Origin of the sequence: Aliiglaciecola sp. NS0011-25 (assembly GCF_040370605.1) — a bacterium.
Classification (GTDB): Bacteria; Pseudomonadota; Gammaproteobacteria; order Enterobacterales; family Alteromonadaceae; genus Aliiglaciecola; species Aliiglaciecola lipolytica_A.
The window spans coordinates 201,501-218,798 of sequence record NZ_BAABWR010000002.1; the positions used below are offsets into that span (position 1 = coordinate 201,501).

The 17,298-nt window shown below is 40.0% G+C and carries 12 protein-coding genes; 3 read left to right on the forward strand and 9 right to left on the reverse strand.

Features of this window, described 5'->3' with window-relative positions:
* Positions 1–82 precede the first annotated feature (82 nt).
* The 3 genes from ABWV72_RS02760 to ABWV72_RS02770 all read left to right on the forward strand — a co-directional run bounded on the left by ABWV72_RS02760 (position 83) and on the right by ABWV72_RS02770 (position 4,679).
* Entirely contained in the window at positions 83–1,255 is a 1,173-nt protein-coding gene (locus ABWV72_RS02760) for a M14 family metallopeptidase (RefSeq protein WP_216046555.1), read from the forward strand.
* A gap of 2 nt (positions 1,256–1,257) precedes the next feature.
* Positions 1,258–2,709 carry an amidohydrolase gene (locus ABWV72_RS02765; protein ID WP_303499891.1) on the forward strand — a complete coding sequence of 484 codons (1,452 nt, stop codon included), beginning with the start codon at positions 1,258–1,260 and terminating at the stop codon, positions 2,707–2,709.
* 86 nt (positions 2,710–2,795) lie between these two features.
* Positions 2,796–4,679: a DUF885 domain-containing protein gene (locus tag ABWV72_RS02770; RefSeq protein WP_353368574.1), complete on the forward strand. Its 1,884-nt coding sequence runs from the start codon at positions 2,796–2,798 to the stop codon at positions 4,677–4,679.
* Between the two features lie 390 nt (positions 4,680–5,069).
* On the opposite strand, the gene ABWV72_RS02775 is transcribed toward ABWV72_RS02770, so the two are convergent.
* From ABWV72_RS02775 to ABWV72_RS02815, 9 genes are all read right to left on the reverse strand, one after another.
* The gene (locus ABWV72_RS02775) at positions 5,070–7,604 is read right to left on the reverse strand and encodes a TonB-dependent receptor plug domain-containing protein (protein ID WP_353368576.1); all 2,535 of its coding nucleotides are present in this window, start codon (positions 7,602–7,604) and stop codon (positions 5,070–5,072) included.
* 433 nt (positions 7,605–8,037) lie between these two features.
* Positions 8,038–8,508: a YchJ family protein gene (locus ABWV72_RS02780; RefSeq protein WP_353368578.1), complete on the reverse strand. Its 471-nt coding sequence runs from the start codon at positions 8,506–8,508 to the stop codon at positions 8,038–8,040.
* 170 nt (positions 8,509–8,678) lie between these two features.
* Positions 8,679–9,059, reverse strand: coding sequence for a hypothetical protein (locus tag ABWV72_RS02785; protein WP_216046559.1), 381 nt, complete (start codon positions 9,057–9,059; stop codon positions 8,679–8,681).
* 62 nt (positions 9,060–9,121) lie between these two features.
* The gene (msrQ, locus tag ABWV72_RS02790) at positions 9,122–9,745 is read right to left on the reverse strand and encodes a protein-methionine-sulfoxide reductase heme-binding subunit MsrQ (RefSeq protein ID WP_353368580.1); all 624 of its coding nucleotides are present in this window, start codon (positions 9,743–9,745) and stop codon (positions 9,122–9,124) included.
* 11 nt (positions 9,746–9,756) lie between these two features.
* Complete coding sequence (gene msrP / locus ABWV72_RS02795) at positions 9,757–10,758, reverse strand: protein-methionine-sulfoxide reductase catalytic subunit MsrP (protein ID WP_353368582.1); 1,002 nt, start codon at positions 10,756–10,758, stop codon at positions 9,757–9,759.
* Positions 10,759–10,853: 95 nt separating this feature from the next.
* The gene (locus ABWV72_RS02800; protein ID WP_303499899.1) at positions 10,854–12,173 is read right to left on the reverse strand and encodes an anti-phage deoxyguanosine triphosphatase; all 1,320 of its coding nucleotides are present in this window, start codon (positions 12,171–12,173) and stop codon (positions 10,854–10,856) included.
* 366 nt (positions 12,174–12,539) lie between these two features.
* The gene (locus ABWV72_RS02805; RefSeq protein WP_216046563.1) at positions 12,540–13,187 is read right to left on the reverse strand and encodes a response regulator transcription factor; all 648 of its coding nucleotides are present in this window, start codon (positions 13,185–13,187) and stop codon (positions 12,540–12,542) included.
* A complete protein-coding gene (locus ABWV72_RS02810) occupies positions 13,187–14,497 on the reverse strand; it encodes an ATP-binding protein (protein ID WP_353368585.1) in 1,311 nt (436 codons plus the stop codon). Before ABWV72_RS02810 ends, ABWV72_RS02805 begins: the two co-directional genes overlap by 1 nt.
* 371 nt (positions 14,498–14,868) lie before the next feature.
* Positions 14,869–17,034, reverse strand: coding sequence for a TonB-dependent receptor family protein (locus ABWV72_RS02815; protein ID WP_353368587.1), 2,166 nt, complete (start codon positions 17,032–17,034; stop codon positions 14,869–14,871).
* Positions 17,035–17,298: the final 264 nt, after the last annotated feature.

Sequence of the window (17,298 nt, forward strand, 5' to 3'; positions counted from 1 at the left end):
CCATTAAATTTTAACCTTTAATACTAAATATAAAATAACCATGCTTAGATTATCCTACCTGCGTTTACCTTATGGAGAATTCATGTTTCGAATACTACTAGTTATATTGGCTTTTGCTCCCGTTATCGCCAACGGTTGCGAATTTGAGGAGCTGTCTTTTTCAGCTAATTTTGAATCAGGACGTTTAGATAATTGCGAATTAAATCAAAGCGGGCAATACGTGCTAACTTTTATGCCTGAAGATAAGACCGTCAACCCCAGTCCTTGGTATTATTTTAGTGTTCAAACAAAGGTGCCTAAAACCGTAAATATATTATTAACCTTTGAAGGATATACACCCAGGTACCTTCCTAAAGTCAGCAAAGATCAAGTTAACTGGAATGGTTTAGCATTTGATACAAATGAGCAGGGTATGTTAGTTGAACTTGATGTTAGTTCAACACCAACCTATGTTGCAGCTCAACGACCCGTTCCCAATGATGCTTACACAACTTGGCTCAAATCAGCGGGTAATAAATTTAACATACAAGCCTTTAGTTTAGGCAACTCTTCTGAAGGTCGTGCTATTTCAGCTTTCGTATTGGAAAATAAAGATAATACCGAATGGGTTGTTTTTATTGGCCGTCAACATCCACCTGAAGTAACTGGGGCGGTGGCAATGTTTTCTTTTTTAGATGAATTCCTAACCACTACAGCTAGCCAAAAAGCATTTCTATCTCGTTTTAATGTGTTGGTTGTGCCTAATTTAAATCCTGATGGTGTTGCGAATGGGCATTGGCGACATAATCTTGGTCATAAAGATCTTAATCGGGATTGGAATACCTTCTCGCAACCTGAAACCAAAGCGGTGAAAACATATTTAGATAAGATCACCCAAGGCGGCGGTAAAATAGTGATGGGAATGGACTTCCACTCAACTTATAACAATGTTTTTTACAGCATTCCGATGGAAGAAAATATTGCTCCTACATCTTTGGTAATAGATTGGTTAGCCGCACTGCAAGAAAAAACCAAAGGTGTATTTAAAGTGGTTGATAAACCCGGCACATCTCCTGGAAAAGGGGTTTTTAAACAATTTATTGCCGACACTTATAAAGTACACGGTGTGACATACGAAGTGGGTGACAATGAACCGGATGAAAAAACCCGCTATGTTGCTAGGCATGCTGCCAATACGTTGATCAGTACTCTTATTGCCACGGCACCAGAATCTTTTTATATCGATAACTGCAAACAAACTAACTGCGAGAAATAATCATGAAAAAAATAGTTAACCAGGGAATAGCAGCAAGTTTATTGTGTGTAATAACTAGTTTTGCAAATGTTGCACTGGCACAAAACCAAGAAGATGTAACGTCCACTAACAAATACCAACCGGTAATGAAACAAATTGCTAAGACCATGTGGGAGTCACCTGAATTAGGCTTTCTTGAGCATAATAGTAGTGCGCTGATGCAAAAAGTACTGACTGAACGCGGATTCACCGTAAAAGCAGGGATCGCAGGAATGCCAACTGCTTTTGTTGCACAATACGGTGAAAGTGGACCAGTAATTGGTTTACTCGCTGAAATGGATGCGCTTCCAGGAATGGGAGTCAATAATACACCTGATAAACAGCCGATTGTAAGTAATGATCATGTACATGATGGACATGCTTGTGGCCACAACTTGTTTGCAGGTGGCGTAATTGGATCTGCGTTGGCGCTAGCTGATTATTTAGATGAACACCCCAAACAAGGTCGGATAAAAGTGTTTGGCACGCCAGCTGAGGAGGGCGGTTCTGGTAAAGTGTATATGGTGAGGGAAGGTTTGTTCAATGAGGTGGACGTTGCCTTACATTGGCATCCATCGGATAGCACAACAGCAGCTCCGTATACTTCACTGGCCAACAAAAGCGGTAAGTTTCGTTTCTATGGCGTAGCGGCACATGCTGCCGCGGCACCTGATAAAGGGCGTTCTGCGTTAGATGGAGTGGAAGCTATGAACATGATGGTAAATTTAATGCGGGAGCATGTTCCAGACGGCACTCGTATTCACTATGTTATTACCCATGGTGGCACAGCGCCAAATATTGTTCCTGAGTTTGCCGAAGTATATTACTACGTCCGCTCTCCAGAACCTGCGGTGGTATTATCTCTGTGGGATAGAGTCACTAATGCGGCAAATGGTGCTGCACTTGGTACCCAAACCAAAGTAGAGGTCGAAGTTACCGGTGGTGTATGGAGTGTGCTTCCTAACGTTGCCTTATCTAGGTTAGCCGACCAAGCTATCTTAGCTGCCAAACCTATTGAATTATCCAAAGATGAACAACAATTTGCTAAAAAAATCAGTCAAACCTTAAACCATTCTTTTAGTGATGATGAGCACAGCACGGCGCTTCCATTTAGTGAAAAAATTACTGTATGGTCAGCTTCTACCGATGTGGGTGATGTTAGTTGGCAGGTGCCTACCGTAGGAATCTCAAGTGCTACCTGGGTAAGAGGAACACCCCCCCATACTTGGCAAGCTTCAGCAATGAGTGGTACAGGTATCGGATATAAGGGCATGTATTTAGCCAGTGATGTATTAACGAAAACCGCAATCAGTTTGTTCGCGGATCCTGATAATCTTAAAGCAGCGAAAAAAGAATACCTTGAAAGAAAAGACTCGTTGAAATATAAGTCTATGATTGGTGATCGTGCTCCAGCTCTCGAATATAGAAAAAAATAAGTGCTAATAGCTGTATTAAGCTAATTTTTTAGGATAGAGAAAAGTAAATACTTCTCAAAAGTAAACCCAAAGCAAGGGAAGAAAATATGAAATTATTCAAAATATGCATCACAACAGCAATGACACTTAACTTAGTGGCTTGTTTTAGTAATCCTCAAATGCCAGAGAGTAAGCAAGACGTTAAATTAGTAGTTCAACAACAAACTAATCAAGACGAAACGGCTGCATTTTTAGCCTTGATGGACAAACAAACTAAAGCGTTATTGCAGCGCACACCAACACTGGCGACAACCTTAGGTGTTTCGGAAGAATATTTCGGGGGGGGCTTTAACCACAAACTTGCAGACTATTCCGTTGAAAATATTGCCAATTCAAAAGTTTTACGAGATTCAATGGAAGCTGAATTATTGAAAATTGACCGTTCACTATTAGTTGGAACTGCGGCAACGACTTATGATGTTTTAGCTAATGCCATTGCAATGACAAAACGATTTGAATCCTATGTATTCGGCGCATTTGATCCACTTTCAATTTATACCCCCTATTCAATAACTCAGTTAACGGGTATACACATAGACTTACCAAGATCCCTTCAAACTGAACAGCCACTAAATAATAAAGCGGATGTAGAAAACTATCTGACGAGATTGAGTTTGTTAGAAGAAGCATTTACAGATATGGCTGATGTTGTGGGCTTAGATGCCAAACACGGTGTAATCCCACCTAAATTTGCCATTGAAGGTGCGTTAAATGTGATCAATGGCATGACGAGTTCCATTCCCGCTGAAAACCCACTAGTAGTGGTGTTAGATAACCGTTTAAAATCGGTGGAAGGTATTAGTGATGCAGAGCGCGCAGAGTATGTTAAACGTGCTCAAAAAATCACATTGGAAAAAGTCTATCCAGGTTATGCCAGACTTCACCAAGCACTTACTGCCACTTTAGCCTCAGCACAAAGTGAACCAGGTATTTGGGCGCTGCCCGATGGTGAAAAACGCTATGATTTAGCGCTGCAAAACTTTGGTGCTGGCGATTTGAACGCCGAACAAATTCATCAACTAGGGTTAAACGAAGTTGCACGCATTAAGGCTGAACTAGATTTACTCCTAAAGTCTGTCGGTTACTCGCAAGGCGATGTTATCGAAAGAGTCATTAGCTTGTCAGAAGATCCTGCCAATTTATATCAAAATACCGATGAAGGGCGAAATACGTTGTTGAACGATCTCAACTTACAAATGCGAGAAGTAGAATTATTACTGCCTAATATTCTTAACACCATTCCAAAGGCCGAAGTTGAAGTTCGTCGTATATCAATTTATGAACAAGACAACTCTCCTGGTGGTTATTATACCTCACCAAACCTAGACGGTTCTCGCCCAGGTATTTTTTGGATCAACTTAAAGGACACGGCTGACTGGCCAATCCTTTCGTTACCGACTTTGGTTTATCATGAAGCCAGCCCTGGTCACCACCTACAAGTGAGTATCGCTCAGGAAATTGACGATATGCCTATGATTCGGAATATGCTGTGGTTTAGCGCATATGGTGAAGGTTGGGCGCTCTATGCAGAATTACTTGCTAAAGAACTGGGCTTATACGATGACGATCCTCTAGGTGATATTGGTCGATTGCAATCAGATCTTTTTAGGTCCGCTCGACTCGTGGTAGACACGGGAATCCATTACAAGAAGTGGAGTAGAGAACAGGCAATTGACTGGATGTACAAAAATACTGGGCAAAGTGTCGCATCCATAACCAGAGAAGTAGAGCGCTATGCTGTCATGCCAGGACAAGCGACCTCTTATAAATTGGGGCAAATTCGTATTCTTGAATTACGTAAATTGGCTAAAGAAAAATTGGGAGATAAATTTTCTTTGCCAGAATTTAACGATCAAATACTTATCCATGGCGCGGTTAACTTAACTGTATTGACAGATAATATACATGCATGGATAGATTCAAAAATCTAAATTTGTATATGCAAGAATTAAAATCTTGTATTGCTACTCGAAGAACATTGATCATTTCAGTTTGCTTGAAATGATCAATGGTATTCTAAATAAACACCTTTGTTCACACACCATCGAAAGCGAAACAATAAGAAAGGTTACTTTTATAGAAAAGCCCCCTTAGAAAATCAGTTTCAGATTTGACGGGATATGTGTGGGCGAAAAATTGCTTACCTCTATACTGGGTGATTAGCTCGGTCAATTAAAGTCGGTATGATTTTGTCTGCCCAGAAACACAATGGATTAAACAGAAAAACCATAAAAAAGTGGATACAGCATTCACTGTATCCACTTATATTCTCGCGTTTCAATCTCATTTTGCTGTTCAGCAAAAGTCACTCATTGAAAAAATTAGAAAGTAACTGAAACTTTACCGTAGACAAAACGGCCTGAGAAACCAAACGGTGAAAAGCCAGAGTATGGGAACAATCGTGAAAAGGTGCTTACTTCATCGACTAATTCACGGGTAGTATCAGGGTATACATCAAACAAGTTATTTGCCCCTAAGGTAAGGGTTAGATTGTCGGATACGTCATAACTGACATCCAAGTCTGTCACCCATTTGTTAGGTAATACTTCATTTGTTGCCGGATCTGTTGATGGCTCTTGAGTTTCCCCATAACGAGTGGTTCGCAATGTGGCATGCCATTCATCCATACTCCAAACTGCACTTAGGTTAAGTTTGGTTTTAGGCGAGCCAACTTCAAAACGACGTAACTCTACATCTGAAAATAAGTTGTCTTGATCAAAGCCTGCACCGGCTAACACATCTGGCGGATCTATGATGTCGGTAACTTCGTTTTTATTGTAGTTAAAGCCCGCATTAAAGGCGATATCTCCCCAGTTTTGAATGTCAGTGTTATATGAAACCACTACATCCACACCTGAAGTTTCACTATCAATAGCGTTTAAAAAGAAGCGTGCACGGTTAGCGCCTGTACCTGCTAACAAGGCTTCAATTTCCGCACCTGATAGGTTGTTAGATAACACGATACGATCATCAATTTTAATGTTGTAATAATCAACAGACACACTCACGTTAGAATCAGGAGACCAGGTGATACCTGCTCCGTAGTTTACTGATTCTTCAGCATCTAGACCCGGCGAACCAAGGGCTATTGCGACATCACTGCTAGGTGAGAAAGTACCGGTTTCGGTTGGTTCACCGTCAACAAAGACTGTCGCGATTGAGGTGAAATACTGTTGTTGTAGAGATGGCGCTCTAAACCCCGTTGATACAGATGCGCGAAGTGCGATGTCTTCGGTAAGCGTATAACGGGTAGCGATTTTACCATTCACTGTTGAACCGAAATCAGAATAATCCTCATAACGTGCAGCTACAGTCACGTTCAGGTCATCGGTTACATAGGCCTCTAAATCCACATACAAACTGATGTTGTGGCGGCTGTTGTCACCAGCTGATTCAGGAGTAAACCCTGGGAATACTTGCGAGCCTGCTGCACCATCGAATTCACCTTGGATATAGGATGCTTCTTCACCGGCTTTAATTTCGTAACCTTCGTGGCGATACTCTGCGCCTAACGCTACGTTAACCCCACTGGCTAATCCATCTACGTCAACTTCTCGACTTAGGTCGATATTTAAAGTGAACTGGTCGTAAATTAGAGTTCCTGCATCAAATTCTGTCTGGCTAGTTGGCCCAAGAGATGTATTTAAGCTATTGATTACCCCAAATTTAAATTCATCTTCACCGTAAACTGCTGATACATCATAATTCCAATCGCTCAAATCACCTTTTATACCAGTGGCCAATGAATAATCATTTATATCTGAAGTGATAATAGGTAAAAATCCATCTGGGTAAATAGATTCAATATTGCGGCTATCTTGTGCTCTACGATAAAATCCACCGCCTTCACCTTCTCGGGTACTGTATGAGCCAAAGGCATATAATTCAGCTTCTGCATTCAATGTTAGGCCGGCATTCACAAATACGGCCATATCTTCTACGTCACCATTACCAAAATTATGATTGTAGCGATCCCAGGTCAGTTCGCGAGGGTCGAGTGAACCGTCTTCCAAGCGCCCGTAGTTTTCGCGAGTATCGTAGTCAGAACGATTACTTGCACTGCGGTCCCGAAATTCAGCTGAAATATTAATAAAGCCGTCATCTCCAAGCTCTAAACCAATATTACCTCTTAGCGTCGTAGTTTGCCCATCAGTTAATTCGCGATCGCCACCTTCAGTAAAGCTTAAATTACCGTCTTCACCAATGCCTACATCGTTTAAATCAGGAACGCCGTCCATAGTGGTTACGTTTGCGCCATAGGTCACTGATGCTGAACCACCGCTGCTCGCACTTTTTAAAACAATATTGATGACACCGGCAATAGCATCGGAGCCGTACTGCGCAGCTGCGCCGTCTCTTAATACTTCAATACGTTCAATCGCATTAGCTGGTATTGCATTTAAATCAACAGCTGAGGAACCACGTCCTGTAGAGCCATTTAAATTAAGCAAAGCGTTAGAATGGCGACGCTTACCGTTAACCAAAACCAACGTGTGGTCAGGTGCTAGACCACGCAGTTGTGCAGGGCGAACGTGATCTGTGCCATCTGTTAATGAAGGCTGAGGAAAGTTAAAACTTGGCAGCAAACTGCCTAAGATCATATTTGTTTCTGTTTGACCGGTTGTGTTGAGGGCATCGCCACCAATAATATCGATAGGAACTGGACTATCTTCCACTGTTCGTCCTAGACGACGAGAACCTATGACACTGATCTTTTCTACCGAATTATTTGCTGATTGATCTGACTGTTGCTGAGCAAAAGTGGGTGAGGCTGTAAAAATTGCTGTTGAAGCACTCATCATTAACGCGACTTTTAACCAATGTTCTTTGGCTTTGAATATAGGTGTTTTTTTCATGTATGTTATGTCCTGATGTTTAATATGAAATAACCCTGCGCTGTATTTTTGATATCTATTCTCTATTTTGAGGCTCAAATTATTATTATTGTGGCAGTGGTCGCTTATGATCTTAGACTGTTAAAATCTAACTGCAAATACTTATTGCACTAAACGTCAAATCAGAGCGATTTTTATCTGTATTTTTCTCAAAATTTGACAAATCTTGATTTTTGATCAATAAAATCAAAGGAATAATACAAGAGTAAATGTAACGAGAACTAAAGTGGCATTGCAATTTTGAGCATCGATAGATGCAATTTTTTATAAAAATAAAGAAATTTTTAGCGTGACTTTAGAATTACTTTAATGGCTGTCTGTTAGTTAGTCTCAAATTGAAACTGTTAGACAATGATTCTAATGACTAAATGATGTTAGCGAGTAATTCACTGGGTTACCCCATGCAACATTTTTTATACTTTTTTCCGCTTCCACATAGACACTGATCATTTCGATTTAGCTGGACTTGACCTGTGTCGTCTTTTATTTCTCCGTCAACATAGACCCAGTGTTCATTTTCTAACATAAAGTTAGATACTTCATGAAGTAAAAAAAATGTCTTGTCCGAACGAGAATAAGCTTTAAATTCTACAATGTTTTCACTTGGGCAATTAACAATCTTAAGGGACAGCCACTGTGTCTCATTGTCACTTTGCTGGAGATCTTTAATAGATAGGTTTTGGCGGGAGGCTTTAGCGTATGTATCTAAAATATATTGGTAATTCTTTTTGGCATATGCGCTATACCGTGAACGCATTAATTGTTCAGCAGTATCAGGGTATTTTGTTTTTGAAATAAAAGGTCTACAACAATTTTCAAAACACTCGCCACTACAACAGGGACATTCATGATTACTATTCAGCACAGCTTAAACAACTCTATGATATTCAGGTACATCTTAAATCTAATCTAGTATTGAGTAACAAACAATAGCTTACGAAAAACAACACTGTGAGTATTTGGGTAAGCAAATGAGTCTCTTAGTATTATCCCTCAACTTTTAATGCTTGACGCAAGCTCAGTGCGCCACAAACATTAATGCCAAGGACCAATTATTAAATTATCTGGTAGCTTGGAGTCTAAGGTTAAATTAATCAAGGTTATAAAGTTTTGCTCGCAAAGGGATTTAATTTTAGCTGTACGAATATCATCAACTGGCAGATTTTCTACAAATAAAACTGAACATTGACCAGCAAGTACAATTTTCTCTAGCCAATTGAACAAAGTATCTTGTGCTGGTTTGTTTAATCGAATGGCCTTATCAAATTTACCTGAAAAGCTAACGCGGTCAGAAATTAAATACATCCACTTAGCATCAGATAGCTCGTTAAGACCATAATGAGCCATATAGTTTTGATAATGCAATTGATTATTGCTGGGTAAACATTGTTGTTGTGTTAAATCTACCTGTGCCATGAACTACCTCAATAGTGTATTAATTTACAGTGGTTTTATATACAGTAGTACTGTATATATGTTCATGCAAGTGTTTTTTTACATTTTTTAATCAATTGAATAAATTTTTGTTTCCGGAAAAACAACAGAAGCAACAATAAAGCCCAGTAAATTAAAGGCTGAAGGATGTCTGACTTGACCGACCAAATGTAATGGAATGCGATTAAAATTGCTGCGATATACACAAAATTGTGAAGGGTTTGCCATGTTTTACCTAACTTACGCTGGGCCCATGTAGTGGAGGTCATTGTGAGTAATAACAAAATAACAAAAGCAATAAACCCAACTGTTATGTAGGGGCGTTTTATAATTTCCGAAATAACAAGTTGCCAAGCTAGTTGTAGTTCAAAAAGTATATAACTCAGGAAATGCGTTAAGGCATACACAAATGCATAAAGCCCGATCAACCTGCGCACTCTAATTAATGCAGCTATCCTGAATCGTTTTGCTAAGGGTGACACAAGAAGTGAAATCAGCAGCAAATTAAAGGCGCTAATACCGGTAAAATGCAGAAGCTCTTTAACTGGATCTCCGCCAAGCTGATCAATAAAGCCTTGATAAAAGACCCAAATTAAAGGCACTAATGCAGCCAGGTGAATTACCACTTTTAGCCAAAATATACGTCTATTGGTTAATTTTAATTTCACTTAAACATCACTTAAAAGAACTGTCTTAGATCCATACCTTTATACAGGTGGCTAACTTCGTCATAGCCATTGAATGGTAAAGTTGGCGTACGGGTTTGATTAAATAAACCACCACTAGTAATTCTTCGCTCACTTGCCTGACTCCAACGGGGATGAGAAACGGCTGGATTCACATTCGCATAAAACCCGTATTCGTTGGCCGCTAGCTTTTGCCATGTGGTTGGCGGTTGCTTGTCGGTCAACTTGATTCGTACGATAGATTTGATACTTTTAAAGCCGTATTTCCATGGCACTACGAGTCTAATTGGTGCACCATTTTGTGGTGGTAAGGTTTCACCGTATAGCCCAACCGATAATAACGCTAATGGATGTAATGCTTCGTCCATTCGTAAACCTTCAACATAAGGATAATCAATTCCGCCGCCAATAAAGCGACTTTTTTGACCAGGCATTTGTTTAGGATCATCTAAGGTTTCAAAGGCGACATATTTAGCAGAACTAAGGGGATTAGCAAGCTTGATCAAACTAGCTAAAGGAAAACCTATCCACGGTATGACCATTGACCAAGCTTCAACGCACCTAAGGCGGTAAATTCGCTCTTCCAGTGGAAATAGTTTAGTCAGAGCATCGTAATCTAGGGTGATTGGCTTTTCGACCAAGCCATCTACGCTTAACGTCCAAGGTTCAACTTTGAATTTTTGGGCATTTTCTTTTGGATCCGATTTAGCGGTTCCAAATTCATAAAAATTATTATGAGAGGTAACTTTGTCCAATGGTGTCAGTGTTTCTGAAGTACTAAACTGAGTCGATTTAGTAAATGACAAGGGCTTGGTTTCGAATCCTTCTTGATCATTAGAAAACCAACCTAATGCGCGGGCGGGTTGGCTAGCAAGTAGGGCACTTGTGCCTAAAAATCCCATTGCCTTCAACATGCTTCTGCGCTGCTGATAAATTGCTTTGGGTGTTACCTGACTTTCAGATTCATCACTATTTTTGGGAATTTTTATTAACATTAACCATCCAATATATTCAAACTACGCTTCGCTTATACGTATAGAAAGAAGAATTGGATAAAAAGTTGCAATGTTTTTAATAAAAAGACAATTGTTTAACCGCTAAATTGATCGTTAATGCTGCCAGACTTGGGTAAAAACAAAGTGCTGTAGAGTTTAGATGCAAAACCATCGGTCATGCCAGATATGTAATCTGCAATAACCCGGTTTCCATTATTTTCTAACTCTGCTGCTCGCCATCGAACTCTTGTGTTCTCTGGTAATAGCCGAGCTGGATCGGACTGAATGGCCTCAAACAGTTCCATCACAATCTGTTGTCCTTTATATTCAATTAATTGAATATCCGGCTTACGAATAACGCGGTTAAATACAAATGTCTTGAACAATCCTAACGCCTTATGACAAGAGATAGGGAACGCCGCGTCATACGCTAATAGGGGTTCATCAAAGTGTTCTGTTTTGGGAACGATCTCGATGGAGGTGATAAACGCGTTTACTAACGCACCAATGGCGTCTTTACGTTGATGGTGATATTCACTAAATAGTTTGTTAGTGATTGAATCTATATTTTCAGATAAAACGAAATCCGTTAAATCTTTAATTTTTGCAGTAACTTCTTGTTGGAATTGCTCACGGTGAATGATTCCCATGACAATAGCATCTTCAAGATCGTGAATACCGTAGGCGATATCATCAGCCAATTCCATTATGGAACAATCAAATGTTTTGAAGCGTGTTTTACTGTGTTTATCGTCAAACTGATTAAAGGCTACAAATTTATTTTTATCGTTCTCAGACAATGGCTCTAACAGCCAATTAAACATTTCCGTATCACAAGTGTATAAACCCTTGGGTGGATGCCATAGATCGGCTTTAACTTGGCGATGAGGCACTTGATCTGTTTCGATCCGCTGATTGGTAAGATTATCGATAAAGTTGGGATACTTAACTAAACCTAACATAGTGCGACGACTCAGATTCATGCCATGTTCTAATGTGTATGGTTCTAATTTTCCGACAATTCTAAAGGTTTGCCCATTGCCTTCAAAACCACCATGTTTGTACATTTTATAATGTAACGCCACTTCGCCACCATGCCCAAAGGGTGGGTGTCCAATGTCATGGGCCAAACAGAGTGCTTCGATTAGCTGTTCATTTACATCAAGTTGCTGGGTAAGTTCTGGGTATTTATTGCGGAGTTGTGCTGTTATGCCCTGACCAATTTGTGATGCTTCTAGCGAGTGAGTTAATCGCGTTCGATAAAAATCACTCATGCCCACACCTAAAACTTGGGTTTTAGCCTGTAAACGTCTAAATGCAGCAGAATGTAATATTCTCGCTTTGTCTCGTTGATAGGGATTTCGATGATCGCCTGTGCGAATAGATTGATTTGATTCTCTTCTTTGGGTCCACATCTAAAATATCCTACTTATTTAATCCGTTTTGATACATCGAGTTTTCATTTTTGTTACTCAAACTCATGGTTTTATTGATTTACCCTGTTGAATGTCATCCGCAACCCTTCAGCCTTTTGTACACAGGTTATAAGATTAAATTAACCTATTTATACTACAAAGTCACTTGCCTGTTAGTTATAGGGCAGGGCAGAATTATTCTGTATTTACAGAGGTTGTTATGGATATAAAACGGATGAAAAACAACCGTATAAGCTGTTTATTTTTAACATAGTTGCATTTCAACTTGGCGATTGCTTAATACCTAGTCGTTAACCAGCATATTGATAGCGAAGTATTTAAGCTCATTTTCTCATTTCGTTGGATTTAAATAATATTATGAACCATGGCGATATTCGCCAGTTCTGCTGATGTGCTAGCATTCAGTTTGTTTTTAATTTGTGTATTGTAGTTACAAATTGTTTTGTAACTCAGACTAAGCTCATTGGCAACGTTGTGAGCGTTTAAACCTTTAGATAACAGCCTGAAAACATCAAATTCTCTTGGCGAAAGGAGATTAAGTTTATGTTTGGTCTTTTTCGGTCCATTGAAGCGTATTTCAGTATTGTTGGGTAACAAGCCTTTTTCTATATATTCCTTACCACTTGCAATAACCGCAACCGCTTCAGCTAAGACTTCTGCAGCACTGTTTTTAGTGACGTAACCTTTTGCTCCTGCATCTAATGCGCGCTCTACATAAATCTTCTCATCATGAATGCTGTACACTAAAATGAGCGCACCGTGATAACATTTGCATAACCGACGTATGGTTTCAAGACCACCAATTCCAGGCATCGATAAATCCATAACAACCACATCAGGTTTAAAACGCCGATATTCTTTGGTTGCTAATTCACCACGTTCAATATCAACAATATCACCGATAAAATCTTGCGAGGCGAGTAACATTCTAAATCCAGCCCTCACGACCATATGATCATCTACTAACAAGACCTTCAATTTATTTGTTTGCATTACTTGTCTTCCCAATAAGGCAGTTCCACTGTGACTTTTACACCATAGTTTTCGATGGACTCAATATGGAATTGGCCACCTAGGTTTTCAGCCCGTTCGCGCATACCTAATAAACCAAACCCGGCTGGATTGAATTGTTTACCTTGACCATCATCCGTTACTGTAATTTTTACCTGATCAGCGTCTTTGTTGATAAGAACCTCTACTTTTGACGCGTTTGCATGACGCACAACGTTAGTTAGACATTCTTGGACTATTCGATAAACATGGATCGCAATTTCATCACTTAAGCTTTCCAATGACGGGTCGTATTCAAGATCAAAGCATAATGTTTCATTTCGTCGCTGCCATTCGGTGACCAATTCCGACAAGGTTGCGCCTAAACCAAGCTCTGACAAACTAAGAGGGTGAAGCGTTTTCATCATTGAGCGAACAACAACAGATAAATGGTCACAAATTTTAATAATAGAATCGGTAATCGCCTTTACATCGGTTTTCGGTTGTTGGCATGTTACGGCCATCGCTTTGATTGCTGTTAAAGATTGGCCCATTTCATCATGTAATTCGCGAGACATATTTTGTCGTTCAGTTTCCTGAATCTTCATGCTGTGCAGGGCTAACGCTTGATTATTTGTTTGTGCGTTTTTTAACGCCCGACTCATACCGTTAATTTCCATTGCAATGGTATTAAATTCACTAATTTTAAAATGCGGTAATTGCAAATCAAAATGGCCAGTTTCAACTTGACGTAAGCCAGATAGAATCGCTTTAACGGCTTTTAGCATTGAGTTAAAAACGAGGTTTACGGTGAAGAATATTACCGATAGCATCAGTGCTATTGAGCCGAAAAATACTTTCGTTTCTCCCCAGGCTTCGTTAATTTCATCCATAGGATCAGCGGTAATGAAAATCGTTTCTACTGATCCATCTGCAATTTCCATATCGTAATTATGAGTTAGAAAATCCGCCATTACAGACTTAATAAACCAGCGTGGAGCCGCATTTTCTTCTGGATTTTGATAATGGCTTTCACCCTTGACGGTTGAGCGTTTGGTGTTTTCAATGGATATATTCAGGTGCCTGGCTGGCTGCATAGTGGCAATTTTCTCAAACCAAGCATGCTTTTGTTCGCTTCCGGTAGACAGATGGTCAAACCCAAATTCAATCATTTGGACGGCTAGGTTAATGGATGAGCGAACTTCTTTTTCAACAGAGACTCTAGCTTGCCATACCGCAATAATAATACTGAAAATTAAAATCACTATGACTGAGGCAATAATTCTAAAGTTGATAAGAGCGCGCATGCTCATTTTGTAGAATTCCAATATCCGTTTCTTGATTCTGTACTTTTGATCATACTCATCTCAGGCACCATAGGCATTGTTCCTTGGGTTCAAATTTCTCATACTTTGGAACTAAGGGGGAAAAGTGGGGTAAGATTGGTTTTGAGTTGTTAAAGGGAGATTTATTTTAGCTATTGCAATACTTAGCTTTCTTATAATCGAGGCCAGTATGAGGTTTATAGGTAGCCAATAAAGTGTAGGAGTCTTAGGGATTTATCGGTGTGCTGATTATTGGATGTTTGTGCTTCTTTTTAAAAAATTTAAAGATGAACAAGTACTGAGTGGTAAACCGCACTTGTTCATCCTTTTGAGTTTGCTTCGAGTAGCAATTAAACCGCTTAAAAATTAAAGGTAATACCTCCAAAGAACAAACGTTCACGACCTGCTAACTTGCCCTCATTTCGGCTGACTAAATAAGTTTTATCAAACACATTTTCGATGCTAGCAAATAACGTTACTTGGGTATCTGGAATATAGTAGTTCACGGTTGCATTCCAAATTGTGTAGCTTGATATTGTCCCCTCAATGCCATTGGCACTTTCTTCTTGGGTGTTTTCATCATCTACAAATTGCTCTCCCACATACTGAACGCCAATCCTTGCATCAATGCCACTGGCATGTTCATAACCAAAATCAAGATTGATCAATTGCTTAGGAGCATACTGCATTCGATTGCCATCATTATCTGGGTCAGAAGCCTTGATGTATTTAGCTGTCCATAAATTAGTATAAGCGCCAGACAAATAGACATTATTTGTTTGCCCATAAATGTCAGCAAAGTTAATCCGACCAGCTAGTTCAATACCTTGCTGTTCGCTTTCGCCACTGTTATCAAATGTTGCGCCATTATCAACGATAGTATTTTCAATATCGTTATGGAAGATTGCGCCAGAAAACATCACCCCTTTTGCGTAATTCGACCTCATACCGACTTCATATAAGGTACTTTCTTCTGGTACGGCGCGTGCTCCAGAAGCATCAAGATCGCGATCTGCTCGAGCTGGTGATATGCCTTTGTGAACGCCTGCAAAAACGGTTGTGTTATTTATGCCATTCCAAGCGATACTTAAGCTTGGCAGGAACTTAGTATAATCGTCAGATACGCTATTAGTGGAGAAATCGTCACTGTCTCTGGTTCTTACATCTTCAAAGCGAAAACCAGCTGTAACAGACCAATTATCGATATAGGTGGTATTTTGCGCATAATAAGACACTGCGTATCCGTCGAAACGCTCCCCTTCGAGATCGTCGCCTTCGACTAAGGCTAATTGGTAATCCAAGCGCTGTGCAGTTGTGGTTGCATATACTTGTTGACGATGTATTTCTTCCTTATGAAAACGTACCCCAACAATCACATCATTTTCAAGGTTGAATAGGTTATGTGCAAAGTCAGCGCGACTTTCTGCGCCCCAAGTAAAATACTGACGGGGAGCATGACGACCGCCGCATAAATTAATATCAGAGTTAGTAATATCGGAAACCGTTATATTACCGTCGCCGTTGGTATCACCTATAGCATCACAATTACGTAGCCGAGACTCCCAAACTCCGTCAACCTCTCTGCCGCTATTCGAACCCCGTAGACCATTACGAAAAATATCGCTGTAGTAAGCCTGAGAGCTCAAGGTGAGCTTGTTATTAACCTCAAATGTATGGGTGAGTTGTACAATGTCACGGTCTTGTTGCCATTTGTCTAGCTCCGCCGTAGGGTGATCGTAAGGGTCGTTTGCATATTCATCGCGAGTGAGATAGTTTTCCGTTTGATTCCGACGATCTTTTGTGTGAACTACCTTGAGCCCTATTTTTTGCTTATCGGTAATGTTGTATTCGCCCTTAAATCGATAGTCTTTGATGTCGTAGTCACTGTTGTAAAAAATACCATCACCTTTAGTTTGTGCCAGTTCAAACATAAGGCCACCTTTGTCGTTTCCATAACCAACACTTCCATGTAAACCTTGGAAATTTTGATTACCGAAACGAGATGTAAAGCTACCTTGAATTTCACCATTTCTTGGCACCGCTTTGGTCACAAAATTGACTGCTCCGGCTAATGTTTGAGGTCCATATAAAATCTGACCAGCACCTTTTACAACTTCTACTCGAGTAACCGATGTTGAAGGCGTAGCATAGTGATTCACCGGATCCGTGTAGGGAGCTAACTGAAGAGGCATACCATCTTCCATCACCATCGCTTTCGCACTGCGCCGTGGGTTTTGTCCTCGGATACCGATATTTAAATCAAAACTCATACTGCCATCTGCGACAACCATTATGCCTGGCAGTGCTCTTAACTGCTCATTTACCGAAATTGGACGACGAGCCTGTAAATAGTCCTCTCCAAGAATATCAAAAGAGCCGGCAACAGCTTCAAGCCTTGATGGCAAAATACCATTAACCGTTAGCTTTTCAATGTCCGCAATGTTATCTACAGCTTGAGTGGGGTATGAGGCCAGTAATAACGATGACAGTATCGCCGTACTGATTAGCGTTGGTTTCAGAGTCATGCTTTTTATTCACTTTTATTTAACAAAAAACATATGCTATACATCGCTAAATGAACTTCATATAGGAAAAATTCCTGTTCCACAGTACAACGCAAAAATTGACTCTTTTTGACATTAGCTAAGGTGTAGTTAGGGCTCAGAAGTAGGCTAACAAAATAATAGTCAAAGACGTTATTTCTTTGAGCTAAGCGCAACGGATGGGGAGAACGTATCTTTTGAGTGACTCAATAAACTGTGAATTAAGCCACTTAAAGATTAAATTTT

Excerpts from the sequence above, each read along its gene's own strand:
- ABWV72_RS02775 (WP_353368576.1), bottom strand. The coding sequence starts at position 7,604 with ATGAAAAAAACACCTATATTCAAAGCCAAAGAACATTGGTTAAAAGTC.
- ABWV72_RS02805 (WP_216046563.1), bottom strand. The coding sequence starts at position 13,187 with ATGCAAACAAATAAATTGAAGGTCTTGTTAGTAGATGATCATATGGTC.
- ABWV72_RS02800 (WP_303499899.1), bottom strand. The coding sequence starts at position 12,173 with ATGTGGACCCAAAGAAGAGAATCAAATCAATCTATTCGCACAGGCGAT.
- ABWV72_RS02770 (WP_353368574.1), top strand. The coding sequence starts at position 2,796 with ATGAAATTATTCAAAATATGCATCACAACAGCAATGACACTTAACTTA.
- ABWV72_RS02810 (WP_353368585.1), bottom strand. The coding sequence starts at position 14,497 with ATGAGCATGCGCGCTCTTATCAACTTTAGAATTATTGCCTCAGTCATA.
- ABWV72_RS02765 (WP_303499891.1), top strand. The coding sequence starts at position 1,258 with ATGAAAAAAATAGTTAACCAGGGAATAGCAGCAAGTTTATTGTGTGTA.
- msrP (WP_353368582.1), bottom strand. The coding sequence starts at position 10,758 with ATGTTAATAAAAATTCCCAAAAATAGTGATGAATCTGAAAGTCAGGTA.
- ABWV72_RS02815 (WP_353368587.1), bottom strand. The coding sequence starts at position 17,034 with ATGACTCTGAAACCAACGCTAATCAGTACGGCGATACTGTCATCGTTA.
- ABWV72_RS02760 (WP_216046555.1), top strand. The coding sequence starts at position 83 with ATGTTTCGAATACTACTAGTTATATTGGCTTTTGCTCCCGTTATCGCC.
- ABWV72_RS02785 (WP_216046559.1), bottom strand. The coding sequence starts at position 9,059 with ATGGCACAGGTAGATTTAACACAACAACAATGTTTACCCAGCAATAAT.